Raw genomic sequence first — 17,811 nt, 5'->3', positions numbered from 1 at the left:
CGGGGCGGGCAAGCGGCTCTTCAGCGCCACCGACAAGGACGCCCAGAAGCTGCGGCTCGTCGAGCACGAGGCCTACGCCAACGGTCTGCAGAAGAGTGTGTTCGACGTCGTCCGGTGACGCACTCGCGCACCCGCCAACGTCGGATCGCCGGGCGGACCAGAGGAAGATTCCGGCGACCCGGACCGCTCAGTCCGTCAGGTCCACCCGCACCGTCAGCAGATTCGTCCCCAACGCCCTCACCCCCAGGCTGTTGACCCGCGGCAGCCCCCGCAGCCGCGCCACCGGATCGTCCTCCGGCATCAGGTGCGCGGTCCCTTCGTGCCACCGCCCCCGGATCCGCACCCGCACCCGCGGATCGGCCTTGATGTTGCGTACGTACTGGGAGCGTTCGCCGAACTCCGACACCAGCCAGAAGGAGCCGCCGACGCGGCGCCCGCCCACCGGCGTCCGGCGGGGCAGCCCGGAGACCCGGCCCGTCGTCTCCAGGACCGTCTGGAAGGGGACGCGGCGCAGGAGCGGGTTGAGGCGGCGCTGGAAGGCTGTGGTCGCGCGGAACCTCAGGTCGGTGCGGCGGGACATCGTCTGCGGGTCTCCTTCGCACGAAGCTCTCACGGTTTCTGCAACCCTTCCTGCTTCAATGATCCCCCACGCGGCATCGAGGGAGAGCGGGTGGCTGCGGATGCGGATCGTGACCTGGAACCTGTGGTGGCGCTTCGGGCCGTGGCAGACGCGGCAGAAGGCGATCCTCACGGCCCTGCGGGAGTTGCGGCCCGACGTCGTCGGACTGCAGGAGGTGTGGGCGGCCGACGGCGAGAATCTCGCCGAGTGGCTCGCCGGTGAGCTCGGCCTGCACTGCGCCTATGGCGCCTCGCCCGCCCCGGAACGCTGGCAGCGGCGGATCGGCGACCCCACGGTCGGCATAGGCAACGCGGTGCTGAGCCGGTGGCCGGTCGTCGAGCAGGACGTGCTGCCGCTGCCAGCCCCGGCCGACACGGACGACGGCCGCGTCGCCCTCTACGCCCGCCTGGCCGCCCCCGGCCACGAAGTGCCGTTCTTCACGGTCCACTTCACCTCCGCCCCGGACGCCTCGGCGGTCCGCTGCGGCCAGGCCGCCGCGCTCGCCGGTTTCGTCGCCCGGCACCGCGGCGACACCCTCTTCCCGCCCGTCGTCACCGGTGACCTCAACGCCTGGCCCGACTCCGACGAGGTCCGTCTCCTCGGCGGCTACAAGACGGCCCCGGCCGTGCCCGGCCAGGTCCTCCTGGACGCGTGGGAGTACGCCGGCCCGGCCGCCCCCTCCGTGACCTGGGACCCGGCCAATCCGTACGTGGCACGCACCTGGGAGCCCGGCGCGCGCATCGACTACATCCACGTGGGCCCGCCCGGCCCCGACGGACTCGGCCGCGTCCAGGACGTACGACGGGCCTGCGACGGCCCGGTCGACGGGGTGTGGCCCTCCGACCACGCGGCGGTCGTCGCCGACCTGGCGGACACGTTCTGTCGCTCCTCTGCAGACAGGCATTGTTCACCCGCTGCCCATACATCTCCGACTACTTTGAGCCAGAGCCGTCCACACTGATATCTCAAACGGTGTCTATACCGGCAGATATAGGGGTATCCGAGGCAGCCTTCTAAAATTCGGTGTCCGAAAGCATCTCTTGACAGGTCCCTTACATTCGAAGGTAACTTGGATGATCTTGGAGAGACGCGTTCAAGGGATGGAAAGGAAATGAAGATGAAGCACCTCGCGCTGTCGGGGATTGTGAGTGCAGTCGCTCTGATCATGGGGTCCGCTGGTGTTTCCGCAGCCGACAGCCCCTACGACTGTCCCGAACAGAACGCTTGCTTCTACTACAACTCGGGCTTGGGTGGCGCCACCGCCTGGGACAATGGCGACAACATCGCGAACTACGGCACGATGAAGTTCCTGGCCGCTCAGTCCGGAAGTGGTGGCGAGAACGGCTTCGGTCAGTACGTCAAGAACAACACGGCGTCGATCAGCTCGGGTAACGACGCCGGTGGTTACCGGGTGTACTTCAACAGCAACTATGCCGGCGTATACCAGACCATCGGCGGCAACAGTTGGGCGAACCTGAACTTCCAGCTGAAGAACAACAACGCGTCCGGCCGGCACCTGTAGGTTTTCCTGCCTGCCGCGCTCAACCGTTGAAACGGCCCTTGGAGACCTCTCCAAGGGCCGCTTGAATTTGCAGTGAGAGCCGATTGAGGAACCATGTTTCACGAAAGAGAGACCACCGATATTGCGCTACGGCTGCGAAGTGCCTCGGTGGGGCTACTGCTGATCGCGTGTTGCGGGTGCACTATGCGCGACGCCGGAACCCCCGGTGGTGGCAGTGGCGGAGCCTCGGAGAATTCTGCCGCGCCGAAGATTGTCAGTGCAACTGAAATGAGACTGCCGATTGAACAGTACATGTTCACCAACAGTCAGCGCGGCAGAATAGTGGAGGCGAAGGAAAAAGTAATAAAGCTCTGTGTGCAACGCTTCGGGTTCACGTATGAGCCTTCGGAACGGTCCAGGTCATTCCAGCCCGAGACTTTGACCGCCCTCCGCTACGGCATCACCAGTGAGTCCGACGCCGCCGATTACGGCTACCGGCCCGCAGGGAGTGAAGGCTCGACCGCTCCCGTCAAGCCGAAGCCCGTTGCAAAAGAAGTCAAGATGCTACTCAAGGGCACCATGGCAGCTGGTGACTACAGGGGGCGTACCGTGCCCGAGGGGGGTTGCCTAGGTGAATCAAGGAGGGCGCTCCAGGATACGGAAAAAGACGGCGGAGGCGGTGATGCCGAAGTATCGAACAAAATCAACGCGAATAGCTGGCAGTTGTCGTACCAGGACAAGAGGGTGCGGGTCGTATTCAACAAGTGGGCACATTGTATGCAGCGTGCCGGGCATCATTACGCCGACCCGATGGAGGCAAACAACGATCCGCGGTGGAGAAAGACCGCATCGGCCACGAGTGGTGAGAAGAAGGTTGCGGTGGCCGATGCGCGATGCAAAAAGGCCTACAACGTGGTAGGGACCTGGTACGCGAGTGACAGGGCGTATCAGGAGAGAATGATCAAAGAGCACTCCGCGGAGCTGAAATCGGTGCGGGAGAAAATAAACAGGCAGACTCGGCTGGCCACCTCAATCGTGGATGACTGAGGTCTGCGTAGTGGCAACGGAAGGGGATGACGGCGCAGGTGACTCTCGGCGTCCGAGAAAGATCGGGTTGGTGAACGCCGCCAGGGCCCCGGGCAGCGGTCCCGCCGCCGCCTCGTGCCGGAGTTCGGCCCGTACGTACGCCGCGTACGACGGTGTGGTGCGCCACTCGACGGCACCCGAGCCGGAGACCGGCAGCGGGGCGCTGGTGTGCAGAACGCCCTGGTCGGTGACGAGGCGGACCGTGCAGCGCGGGGCGCCGGTGACCTCCAGGCGGACGGTGACCGGGGTGTCGCGGCCCACGATGAGGCGCTCGCCGATGCCCGCGTGCTCGCCGCGCCCGCCCGACGCCCGGAAGGACAGGGCGACGCGCGCGGACTCGGCGACGTAGGACCGCCCCGTCCGGATGCCCTCCTGGATCGCCTCCCTGGTCAGGTCGTCGGCCAGGACGACCGTCTGGGGGCTGCCCACCGCGTCCGGGGAGCGGTGGGCGTCGCTGCTGCCCATCGCCGGGAGCCAGCCGCGCCCGTCCCGCAGGGACGCCACGAGCATGCTGTCCCAGTCGGCGAGTGCCACCTCGTCGTCGGGCGTGTAGGGGCCGTTCCACACCTCGACGGCGTCCGCCTCGGCGAAGCCGAACTTCCAGTTGCAGCCGACGCAGGTGGCGTGCGGGTGGGCCGGGACGACCAGGCCGCCGGCGCGCCGGATCTGCCGGGCGAACCGGCCGAAGCGGTTGTCGCGGGCCCGGTAGCGCCAGTCGACGAAGGTGCCCGGGTCGGTGCCGAGCGCGACGACGTGCCCGTTGCGGGTGGTGATCTCCTCGCCCAGCATGACGAGCAGGTCGTCCCCGGCCACGTCGGCCCAGTGCGCGTGCGCCGCGTGCGTGTTGTGCTCGGAGGAGTTGACGAAGTCCAGGCCGGCCGCCCGGGCCAGCTCCCCGATCTCGGCGGGGGTGCGGCGGCCGTCGGAGTGCCAGGAGTGCAGATGGCAGTCGCCCCGGTACCAGGCCCGGCCCCGGCCCTTCGCCCGCTCCGGCGGATACTCCGGCTCGGTCGCCGCGCCCGGCTCCCCGTACGTCAGCATGACCGTGATCTCGTACGACAGGCCCTGCGGGGCGACGGTGTACGGGCCGAGCGCGATGTGCCAGGTGCCCTCGCGCATGGGGCCCGGGAGGTAGCCCGGCGTCGCGTCGTCCGCCCGGACGAAGAACTCGGTGCGCGCCCCGCCCGACCAGCCGCGGAAGCCCCGGCCGCCGAGCTCGGTGCCGCGCTCGTCGAAGAGGCCGATGTCGAGGGCGTTGCCCGGGGTGCCGGCCGGGACGGACGGCCTGTCGTAGGTGTAGGCGACCTTCAGCTCCCGGACCCCGGCCGGGACCTCGACGGGCACGTACACGAAGTCCGGGGAGCCGGGCGGCAGCGTGCCGCGCACGGTCCCGCTCTCCCGGCCCCCGTCGGCCGCTGAAGCGAAGCTCACGCTTCCCAACTTGACGTACTCCCTGACCTGAGTCCAGGGATTCCGGCCTGAGTCGAGGGACTCTTCCGGGGGCTTCCTGCTTCACCGCGCTGTGCGGGCACGTGTGCCCGTCTTACCGGCGCTCCACAGGCGTTTTGTGTCTCCGCCCGTCCGGCGGCGACGATCCGGCGTCCTTCGAACAGGACGTTACGGGCAGCGTTGTGGTCACGCTCGTGCACCGTGCCGCACGCGTTGCACGTCCACTCCCGGACGTGCAGCGGTTTCGCGCCGTCGCGGAACCCGCAGGCCGAGCAGATCTGAGAGGACGGGAAGGCACGGTCCACCTTGGCGAAGGTGCGGCCGTGCTTGACCGCCTTGTACTCCAGCATGCCGACGAACGCGGACCATCCCGCGTCGTGCACCGACTTGGCCAGCCGGGTCCGGCCGAGACTGGACACATCGAGGTTTTCCACGTACACCGCTTGGTTTTCGCGGATGATCTGTGTGGATGCCTTGTGGTGGAAGTCCCGGCGCCGGTTGGTTACCTTGGCGTGTTGTCGTGCGACCTTGATGCGGGCCTTGGTCCGGTTCTTCGATCCCTTGACCCGACGGGACAGCTCCCGCTGAAGGCGCTTGAGCTTCTTCTCCGCCCGGCGTAAGAAGCGCTTACTGTCGATCTTCCGGCCGTCGGACAAGACCGCGAAGGCGGCCAAGCCGAGGTCGATCCCGGTATCGGTCTCGACCTCGGGGAGGGCGTCCGGCTGGGTGTCCACGACGAAACTGAGGAAGTACCGGCCGCAGCTGTCCTTGGTGACGGTCAAGGACGTAGGAGTGGTTGGCAGCCGACGCGACCACTTGACCTTGAGGTTGCCGACCTTGGCCACGTACACCGTCCCGTCGTCCTTAAGGGAGAAGGCATTGGTGTTGAGGCGGATCGACTGCCGGGTGTCCTTCTTCGACTTGTACCGAGGCGGCCCCACTTTCCGGCCCTTCCGCTTGCCGCTCAGACTGTCGAAGAAGTTCTTGTAGGCGGTGTCCAGATCCCGAAGAGACTGCTGCAGAACGACCGCCGACACGTCCGCCAGCCAGGCACGCTCGGCGGTCCGTTTGGCCTGGGTGATGCGCACACGCGACAAGTCCGCCGACTTCACGTACGGCAACCCTGCCGCATGTGCCTGCTTCCGGTCGCGCAGGCAGTCGTTCCATACCACGCGGGCGCACCCGAACGCCTTCGCCAGTGCACGGCACTGGGCGGCATCCGGGTAGGCCCGGTAGTTATAGCGGAGCTGCATACCGAACACCGTATGGACTCTTCCCGGTCGTTCACGGCAGAAGATCACATCTAACCGGAATTACATACGGTATGGGGCAATTGTGTTCGAGTTGATCGCCTGTGCAGAGGGTTCGGAACGTCGCGGAAGATGGAAGTCGCTCATTATCGATCGTCAGCGAGGTGCGCGGGAGGGGGACGATGACTTTCAGTCGTCTCTTCCTCGGGTACAGACACCCCATGCGCATCGCCGTGACGATCTTCCTCACCGACGAGACGATCACCCCGACCCGGCTCGCCCGGGAACTGGAGGAGCGCGGTTTCGCCGGGCTGTACCTGCCCGAGCACACCCACATCCCCGTGGAGCGGACCACCCCGTACCCGGCGGGCGGTGAGCTGCCGCTCGAGTACGGCCGCACCCTGGACCCGTTCGTGGCGCTCGGCCAGGCCGCCGCCGTCACCGGGCGGCTCGGGCTCGGCACGGGCATCACGCTCGTCGCCCAGCACGACCCGATCGCCCTGGCCAAGCAGGTCGCGACCCTCGACCACCTCTCCGGTGGCCGGTTCACCCTCGGGCTCGGCTTCGGCTGGAACGTCGAGGAGGCCGCCGACCACGGTGTGCGCTGGAGCACCCGGCGCGAGCTGGTCCGGGACCGGATGGCGCTGATGCGGGCCCTGTGGTCCCAGGCGCCGACCGCGTACGAGGGGGAGTTCGGGAGCGTCCGGGCCAGTCACGCGTATCCCAAGCCCGTGCAGCAGCCACGCGGTCCGGTCACCGGCCCGCGCACGCTCGTCGGCGGGGCCGCCGGACCCAAGCTGTTCGCCCACATCGGTGAGTACGCCGACGGCTGGCTGCCGATCGGCGGCCGGGGCCTGGGCGAGGCGCTGCCGGTCCTGCGCACCGCCTGGGCCGACGCGGGCCGTGACCCCCGGGCCCTCCAGGTCGTGCCCTACGCCGTCCACCCCACCCCCGGCAAGCTCGCCCACTACGCGGGCCTGGGCATCGAGGAGGTCGTGGTGCAGCTGCCCCCGGCGGGGGAGGCGGAGGTGCTGAAGACCCTGGACGGCCTCGCGGGATACATCTGACAACTGCCTTGTGAGGCAGGTTGGTTGGCGATCCCTACTAAACTGGGGGTCAACAACCGGGTGGGGAACACCGGTGCGCGGCCGACCACCGCGCCGGACGGTGTGAGGGGCCCGGCTCACTGTCTTCACGGGGGAGAGCGTCATGAGGCTTACCTGGTTCGCCTGGCTGCTGCGTCACTTCACGGAGTACGGCTACAGTCAGGGGCTGCTGCGTGCCGCGATCGGCACGATGGCCGTACTGGTGACGTCCGCGCTGGTCTGGTTCGCCCTGCACCGCAACAGACCGGCGGCCGTCGCCGCCGCGGGCCTCACCTCGGCCCTGGGCATCGGGTGGCTGGCCTTCCACTGACGGGGCTTTCCCGAGCCTGATCAGCGCACTCGTATGCTCGAAGGATGACGACCTCCGCGACCTCCGGAACCGGCCCCACCGACAACTCCATGCGTCGTGCCCTGAAACGGGCCAGGGACGGTGTCTCGCTCGATGTCGCCGAGGCGGCGGTGCTGCTCCAGGCCCGGGGGAAGCAGCTGGAGGACCTGTCGGCCTCCGCCGCCCGGGTGCGGGACGCGGGCCTGGCGGCGGCCGGGCGGCCGGGCGTCATCACGTACTCGAAGAGCGTCTTCATCCCGCTGACGCGGCTGTGCCGGGACAAGTGCCACTACTGCACCTTCGTCACCGTCCCGGGCAAGCTGCGCCGGGAGGGCCACGGGATGTTCATGTCGCCGGACGAGGTGCTGGACATCGCCCGCAAGGGCGCGGCCCTCGGCTGCAAGGAAGCCCTCATCACCCTCGGCGACAAGCCCGAGGACCGCTGGCCGGAGGCGCGCGAGTGGCTCGACGCGCACGGCTATGACGACACCCTCGCCTACGTCCGGGCCGTCTCCATCCGCATCCTGGAGGAGACGGGGCTGCTGCCCCACCTCAACCCGGGCGTCATGTCCTGGACCGACTTCCAGCGCCTCAAGCCCGTCGCGCCCAGCATGGGCATGATGCTGGAGACCACCGCGACCCGCCTCTGGTCGGAGCCGGGCGGCCCCCACCACGGCTCGCCCGACAAGGAGCCCGCCGTCCGCCTGCGGGTCCTGGAGGACGCCGGGCGCTCCTCCGTCCCCTTCACCTCGGGCGTCCTGATAGGCATCGGCGAGACCTACGAGGAGCGCGCCGAGTCCCTGTTCGCGCTGCGGAAGGTGTCCCGGGCCTACCACGGCATCCAGGAACTGATCATCCAGAACTTCCGCGCCAAGCCGGACACGGCCATGCGCGGCATGCCCGACGCGGAACTCGACGAACTGGTCGCCACGGTGGCCGTCGCCCGGCTCCTCATGGGCCCGAGCGGCAACATCCAGGCCCCGCCCAACCTCGTCGACGACGAGTACGAGCGGCTGATCGGCGCCGGCATCGACGACTGGGGCGGCGTCTCCCCGCTCACCATCGACCACGTCAACCCCGAGCGCCCCTGGCCGCAGATCGAGCAGCTCGCCGAGAAGTCCCGGGCGGCCGGGTTCGAGCTGCGCGAACGCCTGTGCGTGTACCCGGAGTTCGTGCGGCGCGGCGAGCCCTGGCTGGACCCGCGGCTGCGCCCGCACGTGGCCGCGCTGGCCGACTCGGAGACCGGCCTCGCCCGGTCCGAGGCTCTCCCGCAGGGCCTGCCGTGGCAGGAGCCGGAGGAGGTCTTCACGGCGTCCGGCCGTACCGATTTGCACAGCTCCATCGACACCGAGGGCCGCACCTCCGACCGCCGGGACGACTTCGACGAGGTGTACGGCGACTGGGGCGCCCTGCGTGAGGCCGCCGCCCCGGGCATGGCGCCCGAGCGCATCGACACCGACGTACGCGAGGCCCTGCGCACGGCCGCCGACGACCCCACCAAGCTGACCGACGACGAGGCGCTGGCCCTGCTGCACGCGGACGGTCCGGCGCTGGACGCCCTCGCCCGGGTCGCCGACGACGTGCGGAAGTCGGCCGTGGGCGACGACGTCACCTACATCGTCACCCGCAACATCAATTTCACCAACGTCTGCTACACCGGCTGCCGCTTCTGCGCCTTCGCCCAGCGCCGCACCGACGCCGACGCCTACACCCTCTCCCTTGACCAGGTCGCCGACCGGGCCCAGCAGGCCTGGGACGTGGGCGCGGTGGAGGTCTGCATGCAGGGCGGCATCCACCCGGACCTGCCCGGCACCGCCTACTTCGACATCGCGCGGGCCGTGAAGGAACGCGTCCCGGGCATGCACGTGCACGCCTTCTCGCCGATGGAGGTCGTCAACGGCGCGACCCGCACCGGCATGTCGATCCGCGAGTGGCTGACCGCCGCCAAGGAGGCGGGCCTGGACACCATCCCGGGCACCGCCGCCGAGATCCTCGACGACGAGGTCCGCTGGATCCTCACCAAGGGCAAGCTGCCCGCGGCCGACTGGATCAAGGTCGTCAGCACCGCCCACGAGCTGGGCATCCGCTCGTCCTCGACGATGATGTACGGCCATGTCGACCAGCCGCGGCACTGGCTCGGTCACCTGCGCACCCTGGCCGGCATCCAGCAGCGCACGGGCGGCTTCACCGAGTTCGTGACGCTGCCGTTCGTGCACACCAACGCCCCGGTCTACCTGGCGGGGATCGCCCGTCCGGGCCCGACCATGCGGGACAACCGCGCGGTGACGGCCATGGCCCGGCTGCTGCTGCACCCGTACATCCCCAACATCCAGACCAGCTGGGTGAAGCTGGGCACGGAAGGGGCGGCCGAGATGCTCCGCTCGGGCGCGAACGACCTCGGCGGGACGCTCATGGAGGAGACCATCTCCCGCATGGCGGGCTCGTCGTACGGGTCGTACAAGTCGGTGAAGGACCTCGTCGCGGTGGCGGAGGCGGCCGGGCGTCCCGCCAAGGCCCGCACCACCCTCTACGGAGACGTCCCGCAGGAGCGGCAGCGGGCGGCGGAGGCGTCGGACGGGCACCTGCCGCAGCTGCTGCCGGTGTTGGACTGAGGCTTCACTGGCCCCCGGCGTCCGCCGGCTGATGCTCCACGAGGGTGCGGCCGGCCGTGGCGCCGGGGCTCGTCGGCGGCGGGGGAGGGGTGCCCCGGCCCGACCACAGAAGGAGCAGGCCGAGGGAGCCGGCGATCGCCGGCCAGTAGACGTAGCGGTAGTCCGTCGCGGGCATGATCGGCAGATAGCCGAGGACGTAGGCCGCCGAGCTGACGCCCAGCGCCCGGACGGGCATCGCGAACACGCCCTTGCCGGGGCGGAGGGTGAGCACCAGCGCGACGGCGAGCCAGAACCAGCCGCGGAACAGCCACGGCAGGTCCTGGGCCGTGCCCTTGACGTACGTGCCGAGCATGTCCCGCAGGCGGGGGTGTGCCACCTCGACGCCCAGGTCGTTGCGGGAGACGCCGGCCTTGTACGGGTAGTCGGTCTCGAACAGCAGGGTCGTGAAGAGCAGCAGGCGGTACTGGAGGTACTGCGGCACGTGCCCGCTCATCTCCCGCAGCCACAGGGACGTGATCTCCCCCGAGTCCCCGCGCAGCCCGTCGGCCGGGCGCCGGTAGCAGGCCCAGTAGGAGTCGGAGAGGGCGCCGACGCGCTCGCACTCGCGGGCGGAGGCCACGAGCCGGTCCCGCAGGGCGGGTGACACGTCCGCCGACCGCAGCTCGTCCACGGTCAGTACGTGGACGAGGTCGTCGAGCATGATCTGCGCGCCCTGCTTGGTCTGCAGCGGCGCGGCGAACAGGGAGACGGCGGCGGCGGGCACGACGAGCCCGGCCGCGAGGGCCGCCGTGCACGTCACCCACGTACGGCGCCCGGGGGCGCCCCACAGCGCGAGGACCAGCATGACGAAGAGGGGGATCGCGGCGAGGAAGGCGTTCTTGCGCACCAGCATGGCGTAGGCGAGGAACAGCACGCCCAGCCAGAGCAGCCCCCAGCGCACGGCGGGGCGGGGGTCGCGGTCCCGCAGCAGCAGGCCGGTGAACGCGACCGCGCAGGCGGCGAGCAGCGCGAACGCCGTGTGCACGTCCTTCCACACCACCCCGGCGAACGTCAGCACGTACGGCAGCAGCCCGAGGCCGAGCACCGCGAGCGAACCGCCCCGGCTCGCGGTCAGCCGCCACACGCACCGGGCCAGCACCCACAGCGCCGCCCAGAAGACGAGGCACTGAACGACCAGCAGGGACGCGATCGAGCCGGTCACCGCGATGAGCGCCCGCCACACCAGGCTCAGCACGGGCGGATGCCAGTCGGTCAGGGGCTTCTTCCCCTCGGCCTGGCGGAGCTGGTCGAGGCTGTCGGGACTCAGGTAGCCGGGGGCGAAGACGAGGATCGTGGCCAGGCAGCAGACCGCGGCGACGGCGGCCAGCGTCCAGGTCCAGTGCCGCTGTCCCCAGCGCATCCATCCTGTTTGTCCCATATGCCGGATGCTAACGGCTCGGTGGGCGCAGGCCGGTCAGGGTGCGACGAAGACGTAGCGCCGGTAGGCGTAGAAGCGGAACAGGGTCGCGAGGACCCAGCCGAGGATGCGGGCGGTGTTGTCGCTGAGCGCCGAGTCGAGCCCGAGCAGCTGCCGGGACGCGAAGACCGTGCCCGCCGTGATGGCGAGCCCGACCCCGTTCGCGACGAGGAACAGCGCGAGCTCGTGGGTCACCTTCGCGCGGTGCCGGCCGCGGTAGGTCCAGTGGCGGTTCCCGACCCAGCTGAAGAGCGCGGCGGCGGCCGTCGCGACGACGGAGGCCTGCACGGGGGCGGTCCGCATCACCCCGCCTTCCGCGCCGCCGGGCAGGCCGAAGACGAGCAGGTTGTAGCCGCCGTTGTCGACGACGAAGGCCAGGATTCCGACGACGCCGAACTTGGCGGCCTCGCGCCAGATGCCCTTGATGGCGTCACGCGCACGCAGCGTCACAGAGTCGAGGACCGGCACGCGGCGAGCGTAACGACCCTGCGTGCTCCATCCGGTCAGGCGCGCTCATATCGCACTATGTCCGACTGTGTGAGGTGCTGATGTATGAGGTGCCGACCGTGTGAGGAACCGGCCGGGTGAGTCGAGCGAGGAGTGGTCGTGGAACCGACGATCGCGTGTGTCGTGCCGTGCCACAACGAGGAGGCGGCCGTCGGAAAGGTGGTCCGCGACCTGCGCGCGGTCCTGCCCGAGGCCGTCGTCTACGTGTACGACAACGCCTCCACCGACCGGACCGCGGAGGTCGCCCGGGCCGCCGGCGCGATGGTCCGGCAGGAGACCCGCAAGGGCAAGGGCAACGTCGTCCGCCGCGCCTTCGCCGACGTCGACGCCGACGCGCTGCTCATCATCGACGGCGACGACACCTACGACGCCTCCCGCGCCCGCGAGCTGGTGGACCTGCTCTTCGAAGGCCCCTACGACCAGGTCGTAGGGGCCCGCCGGGTGAGCGTCGACGGGGCCTACCGGGCCGGGCACGCGGTCGGCAACAAGCTGCTCACCGGGGCCGTGCGGTCCCTGTTCGGCAACGACGTGACCGACATGCTCAGCGGCTACCGCGTCTTCTCGCGGCGCTTCGTGAAGTCCTTCCCGGCGCTGGCCCGCGAGTTCGAGACCGAGACCGAGATGACGATCCACGCGCTGCACCTGCGGCTGCCCACGGCGGAGGTCCTCACCGACTACCGGGTCCGGCCCGCCGGCGGCGAGAGCAAGCTGCGCACCTACCGGGACGGCTGGCGCATCCTGCGCGTCATCCTCGACCTGGCCCGGCGCGAGCGCCCCTCGCTGGTCCACACCGTGCTCGCGGGCGTCCTCGCCCTGGTCTCCGTCATTCTCGGCATCCCCGTCATCGCCGACTTCGTCGAGACGGGCACCGTCCCCCGGGTCCCCACGGCGATCCTCGCCGCCGCGATCATGACCATCGCGGCGCTGGTGCTGCTGGTGGGCTACATCCTGGAATCGCTGACGCACATGCGCCAGGAGCAGACCCGGCTGGTGCACCTCTCCTACCCGGCCCCGGTGCGCACCCCCCGCTACACCGCCCGCGGCGCCGGCACGGGCCCGGTTCCGGTCCGCAAGACCGCCGGAGGGGCCTGAGGGAGGGAGCCGAGGGGGCGCGGGCGCGCAGTACGATGATCGGAGCCCCGCTTCGACGCGGGGTCCCGTGACTGAGGAGATGCGTGCCGGTGCCTGCCCGACTTCTTCCTTCGTGGGCCTGGGTGACCGGGCTGACCGTGGGAGCGATAGCCGCGGTGACGGTCCTGGGCGTGCAGGCGGACCGGGGCACGCACCCCACCGCCGCCTCGGCCAAGCCGAAAGCCACGGCATCGGCGCAGCCCACCCCGACGGCGTCGGACCCCGCGCGGGTGCCCGACGGCTCCGGCACCGGCCGGCGCATCGTCTACTCCCTCGGCGAGAAGCGGGTCTGGCTGGTCGACGCGAGCGAGGCGACCCGCCGGACCTTCACCGTCTGGCCGGGCTCGATCAGCCCCGACCCGGGCCGCTACACGGTGTCCTCCCGCAACCCGGCCACGACCGGCTCGGACGGCGTCCAGATCGAGCACATCCTGTACTTCGCCGCGAAGTCCGGCGTCTCGGTCGCCTTCTCCAACGCGGTCGACGGGGCCTCACCGCCGCCCGCCGCCTCCGGCACCGCGACGGGCGGAGTCAGGATGCGGAAGGCGGACGGCACGGCCCTGTGGACGTTCGGCACGGTCGGCACGACCGTGACCGTGGTCAAGTAGCGGCCCGGTCGCGCAGGAGCGGCGCTCAGGAGGCGGGTGTATCCGACCGCCGGGCCGACAGCTGGTTGACGATCAGCACGACCCCGCTGAACAGGAAGATCCGGGTCGCGGCGTCCAGTCCGTTCCAGCTCTTCGACTGCCACATCGAGAACCACTCACCGCCGATCGCGATGAACCCGGCCCCGAACAGCAGCATCACCATCAGCAGCCCGTACGTGGACAACCGCCGGGCGCGCTGCTCATCGCGTCTGGCCCACAGCCAGCTCCCGGATATGAGGACCAGCGCGGCGAGGGTCTCCCAGACGATGATCCCGACGTAGGCGGCGTCCTGGAGGCCCCGGCTCGTGACGGCCCGCCACATCAGGTCCTCGTCCTTGAACGTGGTGTCCATGGCGAGCACATGCCGGACGAACTGCTGGTTGGTCCCGAAGTCGGTGATGTTCCCGAAGGCGACGAGCGCCATGTAGAGGGCGATGGTCGCGGTGAGCAGGGTGGCGGCGAGCGACAGCGTGCCGCGTGATGTGGTGGAGGTGGCCATGCTGATCATTCTCCCCGCGCACACGCATCCGATGTACCCGGCGGCGGTTGAGCGACAATGACGACCGGGGCCGACCGCACGAGACGAGGGGAACGTACGGATGGCGCAGCCGCAACCGTCCATGCAGGAGCTCATACGGCAGCGCGGCCGGGCCGGTTTCGTCGGCCGCTCCGCCGAACGCGCCGCCTTCCGCGCCAACTTCGCGACCGCCCCGCACGACGAACGCCACCGTTTCCGCTTCCACGTGCACGGCAACGCCGGAGTCGGAAAGACCTTCCTTCTCCGGGAGTTGGAGCAGACCGCCCGCGAACACGGGGCGCTGACGGCGTACGTCGACGACAGCGCGGGCAGCGTGCCGGAGGCGATGGCGGAGATCAGCCGCCAGTTCGCCGCCCAGGGACGGCGGTTGAAGGAGCTGGACCGTCTGCTCGCCGCGCACCGCGAACACCGGCACGAGGCGGAACTGGCCGCCCTGGCCGTCCTGGGCACCGATCCGGAGGAGACCGGCCCGTCCGCGGGAGGCCGGATGGCGGCCCGGGCCGGGGTGGTCGCCGCGGGGATGGTGCCGGTGGTCGGGCCGCTGGCCGGGATGCTGGACGTGGAGCAACTCGCCGGGGCGGCCGACCGGTTGCGGGCGAGCCTCATCGCCCGCTTCCGCAATCACGAGGACCTCCGGCTGGTCCTCACCCCCGAGCAGGTGCTCACCCCAGTGCTCCTGCGCGAGCTGGCGGACTCGGACGCGCCCTGGATCGCCCTCTTCCTGGACACGTACGAGCGGACGGGCCCGTACCTGGACCCATGGCTGCACGAGACGATGACGACGGACCGCCACGGCGGCGTGCCCGCCACGACGGTGGTGACCACGGCGGGCAGGACCCCCCTGGACCCGGCGCGCTGGGGCGGACTGGCGGACTTCGTGGCGGACTTCCCCCTGGCCCCCTTCACGGAGCCGGAGGCACGCGGCCTGCTGGCCGCCAAGGGCGTGACGGCCGAACCGGTCGTCGAGGAGGTGCTGCGCCTCACCGGCGGCCTCCCCGTCCTGGTCTCCACTCTCGCCGAGTCGCGCCCCACCGCCCCGGACGACGTGGGCGACCCGAGCGCGACGGCCGTGGACCGCTTCCTGAAATGGGAGGAGGACCCGGTCCGGCGGGCCGCCGCCCTGGCCTGCGCGCTGCCGAGGTGGCTGGACGGCGACGTGTTCCGGGCCGCTGTCGACAGCCCGCCGGAGCAACTGCAGCCCCTCTACGCGTGGTTGCGCGGGATGCCGTTCGTCAGCGAACGCGGCGGGGGACGGCTGCGCTACCACGACGTCGTACGGGCGCCGATGCTGCGCGCGGAACGCCGCAGGGCGCCCCGGGAGTGGGCACGACGGCAGCGGCGCCTGGCCGGCACGTTCCGGGAGTGGCGGGAAGAGGCCGGTCGGGACCTGACCGACCTCTGGCTCGACGACACCTGGCGGGACCTGCGCCAGGCCGAGTCCTACCACCTGCTCTGCGCCGGTGAACGAGAAGCGCTGCCCCGGGCATTGAGCGACTTCGTCCACGCCTGCGGCGCCGGGGAGGTCATGGCCGTGCGGTGGGCCCGCGTCCTGGTGGACGCAGGGCAGGACGCCGACCTCCGGCCGGTGGCCGAGTGGGGCACCGAACTGACGGCCGCACTCGACGCGGAAGGCGTCGCCGCCGCGCTGGGGCTGCTCCTGCGCCGTGCCGCGCTCGACGCCCCGGCGCAGGCCCGCGCCCGCGTCGTACGGGGCGACGAGCTGCGCGGCGAGGGCGCGTACGCACAGGCCCTCACCGAGTACGACCAGGCCGTCGCGCTCGATCCGGAACTGGCCCTCGCCTACCGGCACCGGTCCGGGATCAGGGGCGACCTGGGCGACCACGACGGGGCGATCGCCGACCTCGACCGGGCCGTCGCGCTGGACCCGGGCAACGCCTGGTACGTCGCACTGCGCGGGGAACACCACCGGGCCGCCGGACGCGACGCCGAGGCGCTCCGGGACCTGACCGAAGCGGTGCGCCTCGACCCCGCCTCCGCGTTCGCCTGGGCCTCCCGGGGCGCGACGCACGCGCGGGCCGGAGACCAGGACGCGGCCCTCGCCGACCTCGGGCGGGCACTGGACCTCGACCCGGACTACGCCTGGGCGCTCGCCCGCCGCGCCCGGGTGTGGCGGGCACTGGGCGACCCCCACCGCCAACTGGCCGACCTTGACAGGGCTTTGGCCCAGAGTCCCGACTGGCCCTGGGCCCGCTGCGAACGCGGCGACGCGCTGCGTGCCGCGGGCCGCGACGAGGAGGCGGTCGCCGACCTGGACATCGCGCTGGCCCTGGACCCCACGTACACGTCGGCCTACGCGAGCCGGGGTGAGGCCTTGTCCCGACTGGGCCGCCACGCGGAGGCACTGGCCGACCTGAACAAGGCGGTGGAGTTGCGGCCGGGGTACGTCTGGGCCCTGTGCCGCCGGGCCGTGCTCCATACGGCCATGGGACATCCGGAGGAGGCCCGGGCGGACGTGGCCCGAGTCCGGGCACTCGACCCGGACATCAGCGTCCTGCCGTGAACTCCAGGAACTCGGACCAGGCATCGCCGGTGAACGACAGCTGGGCGCCGTGCTTGTTCTTGGAGTCGCGGATGTGGATGGAGACCTGGGATATCGCGATCTCGACGCAGTCCGGTCCGTCGTTGCCGCTGTAGCTGCTCTTGATCCACGTGAGTGGGGTGGGCGTCATGTCTCTTCTCCCAGCACTTTTTCGATGAAGGTCAGCGACTCGCGCGGCGAGAGGGCCTGCGCCCGGATCATGCCATAGCGCATATCGAGGATCTGGACCTCCTTGGGATCGCTGATCACCCGGTCGTACAGCTGGCTTTCCGTGTGTCCGACCGCCGTGCGGTCCTGGAGTTTCAGCAGCCGGAACGAGCCCATCACGGCTGCGTGGTCCTCCCTGCGCGTCGGCATCACCTGGATCTCGACGTGCCTCAACTCGGCCACCTCCAACAGGTGTTCGAGCTGGCGGCGCAGCACCATTCTGCCCCCGAGCGGCCGCCGCAGTGTCATCTCTTCCTGGACAAAGGTGATGAGGGGATGGGGCACCCGGTCGAAGACGGCCTTCCGTGCCATGCGCGCTGCCACGTGACGCTCGATCTCGTCCTCGCTGTACGCCGGGCGCCGCATCGCGTACAGCGCCTGGGCGTACTCGGGGGTCTGCAACAGCCCGTGGATGTGCAGGGCCGCGTAAGCCCCGAGCTCGACCGCCTGGTCCTCCAGCTTGGTCAGGTCCCGGACGGTCTTCGGATACCGAGCCCTCTCCACATCCTCCTTCATCGCGGCGATCTTGCCGCCCGCCCCCAGTACCTCATCCGCCTTGTCGAGGAAGTCCGGCTTGGGGATGCGCCGGGCCCGCTCGACGGACGACACCATCTCCTCGCCGTACCCGATGGCCGAACCGAACTCCGCCTGCTTCAGCCCGGCCGCCTCGCGCCACATCTTGATCTGCCGCCCGACCGTCCTGAGCACGGCCGCCGCTTCCTCGTCCTCCACGCGTTCCCCTCCTGACGTACGAGCCGTACGACCCCACCGGGCGTCCGGACAGTCACGCTCCGTACCGAGGTCGTCGCTGTTC

The 17,811-nt window shown here is 70.3% G+C and carries 16 protein-coding genes and 2 pseudogenes; 10 read left to right on the top strand and 8 right to left on the bottom strand.

The annotated features are described in order from the left end of the window. Nucleotides 1-118, top strand: a pseudogene (locus tag ABTX60_RS14095) (dihydrofolate reductase family protein); the annotation flags it as partial. 69 nt (nucleotides 119-187) lie between these two features. Here ABTX60_RS14095 and ABTX60_RS14090 read toward each other — a convergent pair. After that, nucleotides 188-580 carry a nitroreductase/quinone reductase family protein gene (locus tag ABTX60_RS14090; RefSeq protein WP_352097316.1) on the bottom strand — a complete coding sequence of 131 codons (393 nt, stop codon included), beginning with the start codon at nucleotides 578-580 and terminating at the stop codon, nucleotides 188-190. A 100-nt stretch (nucleotides 581-680) separates the two neighbouring features. Here ABTX60_RS14090 and ABTX60_RS14085 point away from each other — a divergent pair, with 100 nt between their 5' ends. The 3 genes from ABTX60_RS14085 to ABTX60_RS14075 all read left to right on the top strand — a co-directional run bounded on the left by ABTX60_RS14085 (nucleotide 681) and on the right by ABTX60_RS14075 (nucleotide 3,167). After that, nucleotides 681-1,580, top strand: coding sequence for an endonuclease/exonuclease/phosphatase family protein (locus tag ABTX60_RS14085; RefSeq protein WP_352097315.1), 900 nt, complete (start codon nucleotides 681-683; stop codon nucleotides 1,578-1,580). Nucleotides 1,581-1,736: 156 nt separating this feature from the next. Beyond that, nucleotides 1,737-2,141 carry a hypothetical protein gene (locus tag ABTX60_RS14080; protein WP_352097314.1) on the top strand — a complete coding sequence of 135 codons (405 nt, stop codon included), beginning with the start codon at nucleotides 1,737-1,739 and terminating at the stop codon, nucleotides 2,139-2,141. Between the two features lie 291 nt (nucleotides 2,142-2,432). After that, nucleotides 2,433-3,167 carry a hypothetical protein gene (locus ABTX60_RS14075; protein WP_352097313.1) on the top strand — a complete coding sequence of 245 codons (735 nt, stop codon included), beginning with the start codon at nucleotides 2,433-2,435 and terminating at the stop codon, nucleotides 3,165-3,167. Here ABTX60_RS14075 and ABTX60_RS14070 read toward each other — a convergent pair. Continuing rightward, nucleotides 3,150-4,646, bottom strand: a pseudogene (locus ABTX60_RS14070) (CehA/McbA family metallohydrolase); the annotation flags it as partial. The gene ABTX60_RS14075 and the pseudogene ABTX60_RS14070 overlap by 18 nt on opposite strands. Continuing rightward, on the bottom strand, nucleotides 4,634-5,908 hold the full coding sequence (locus ABTX60_RS14065; protein ID WP_352097312.1) for an RNA-guided endonuclease InsQ/TnpB family protein: 1,275 nt from the start codon (nucleotides 5,906-5,908) through the stop codon (nucleotides 4,634-4,636). The pseudogene ABTX60_RS14070 and the gene ABTX60_RS14065, both read right to left, overlap by 13 nt. Nucleotides 5,909-6,126: 218 nt before the next feature. Here ABTX60_RS14065 and ABTX60_RS14060 point away from each other — a divergent pair, with 218 nt between their 5' ends. The 3 genes from ABTX60_RS14060 (at nucleotide 6,127) to ABTX60_RS14050 (ending at nucleotide 9,951) form a co-directional block, all read left to right on the top strand. Next, nucleotides 6,127-6,972 (top strand): LLM class F420-dependent oxidoreductase, encoded by an 846-nt coding sequence (locus tag ABTX60_RS14060; protein ID WP_352097311.1) that lies wholly within the window; start codon nucleotides 6,127-6,129, stop codon nucleotides 6,970-6,972. Between the two features lie 142 nt (nucleotides 6,973-7,114). After that, nucleotides 7,115-7,321, top strand: a complete 207-nt coding sequence (locus tag ABTX60_RS14055; RefSeq protein ID WP_352097310.1) for a hypothetical protein — start codon at nucleotides 7,115-7,117, stop codon at nucleotides 7,319-7,321. A gap of 44 nt (nucleotides 7,322-7,365) precedes the next feature. After that, nucleotides 7,366-9,951 (top strand): bifunctional FO biosynthesis protein CofGH, encoded by a 2,586-nt coding sequence (locus ABTX60_RS14050; RefSeq protein WP_352097309.1) that lies wholly within the window; start codon nucleotides 7,366-7,368, stop codon nucleotides 9,949-9,951. 4 nt (nucleotides 9,952-9,955) lie between these two features. On the opposite strand, the gene ABTX60_RS14045 is transcribed toward ABTX60_RS14050, so the two are convergent. Both ABTX60_RS14045 and ABTX60_RS14040 read right to left on the bottom strand, forming a co-directional pair. Further along, a complete protein-coding gene (locus tag ABTX60_RS14045) occupies nucleotides 9,956-11,368 on the bottom strand; it encodes a hypothetical protein (protein WP_352097308.1) in 1,413 nt (470 codons plus the stop codon). Between the two features lie 36 nt (nucleotides 11,369-11,404). Continuing rightward, complete coding sequence (locus ABTX60_RS14040) at nucleotides 11,405-11,875, bottom strand: GtrA family protein (protein WP_352097307.1); 471 nt, start codon at nucleotides 11,873-11,875, stop codon at nucleotides 11,405-11,407. Between the two features lie 132 nt (nucleotides 11,876-12,007). On the opposite strand from ABTX60_RS14040, the gene ABTX60_RS14035 reads away from it, so the two are divergent. Together ABTX60_RS14035 and ABTX60_RS14030 are read left to right on the top strand one after the other, a co-directional pair. Further along, complete coding sequence (locus ABTX60_RS14035; protein ID WP_352097306.1) at nucleotides 12,008-13,006, top strand: glycosyltransferase family 2 protein; 999 nt, start codon at nucleotides 12,008-12,010, stop codon at nucleotides 13,004-13,006. An 83-nt stretch (nucleotides 13,007-13,089) separates the two neighbouring features. After that, nucleotides 13,090-13,653: a hypothetical protein gene (locus tag ABTX60_RS14030; RefSeq protein ID WP_352097305.1), complete on the top strand. Its 564-nt coding sequence runs from the start codon at nucleotides 13,090-13,092 to the stop codon at nucleotides 13,651-13,653. Nucleotides 13,654-13,678: 25 nt separating this feature from the next. Here ABTX60_RS14030 and ABTX60_RS14025 read toward each other — a convergent pair whose 3' ends face one another. Then, the gene (locus ABTX60_RS14025; protein WP_352097304.1) at nucleotides 13,679-14,191 is read right to left on the bottom strand and encodes a DUF2165 domain-containing protein; all 513 of its coding nucleotides are present in this window, start codon (nucleotides 14,189-14,191) and stop codon (nucleotides 13,679-13,681) included. A gap of 100 nt (nucleotides 14,192-14,291) precedes the next feature. Here ABTX60_RS14025 and ABTX60_RS14020 point away from each other — a divergent pair, with 100 nt between their 5' ends. Continuing rightward, the gene (locus tag ABTX60_RS14020) at nucleotides 14,292-16,751 is read left to right on the top strand and encodes a tetratricopeptide repeat protein (RefSeq protein ID WP_352097303.1); all 2,460 of its coding nucleotides are present in this window, start codon (nucleotides 14,292-14,294) and stop codon (nucleotides 16,749-16,751) included. Here the strand turns inward: ABTX60_RS14020 and ABTX60_RS14015 are convergent. Together ABTX60_RS14015 and ABTX60_RS14010 are read right to left on the bottom strand one after the other, a co-directional pair. Next, on the bottom strand, nucleotides 16,735-16,920 hold the full coding sequence (locus ABTX60_RS14015) for a DUF397 domain-containing protein (RefSeq protein WP_352097302.1): 186 nt from the start codon (nucleotides 16,918-16,920) through the stop codon (nucleotides 16,735-16,737). The genes ABTX60_RS14020 and ABTX60_RS14015 overlap by 17 nt on opposite strands. Next, nucleotides 16,917-17,729 (bottom strand): helix-turn-helix domain-containing protein, encoded by an 813-nt coding sequence (locus ABTX60_RS14010; protein WP_352097301.1) that lies wholly within the window; start codon nucleotides 17,727-17,729, stop codon nucleotides 16,917-16,919. Before ABTX60_RS14010 ends, ABTX60_RS14015 begins: the two co-directional genes overlap by 4 nt. Nucleotides 17,730-17,811 lie beyond the last annotated feature (82 nt).

Source organism: Streptomyces sp. NPDC126510, assembly GCF_040302345.1.
In the GTDB taxonomy this organism is placed as follows: Bacteria; Actinomycetota; Actinomycetes; order Streptomycetales; family Streptomycetaceae; genus Streptomyces.
This window is presented reverse-complemented; position numbering and strand designations above follow the sequence as displayed.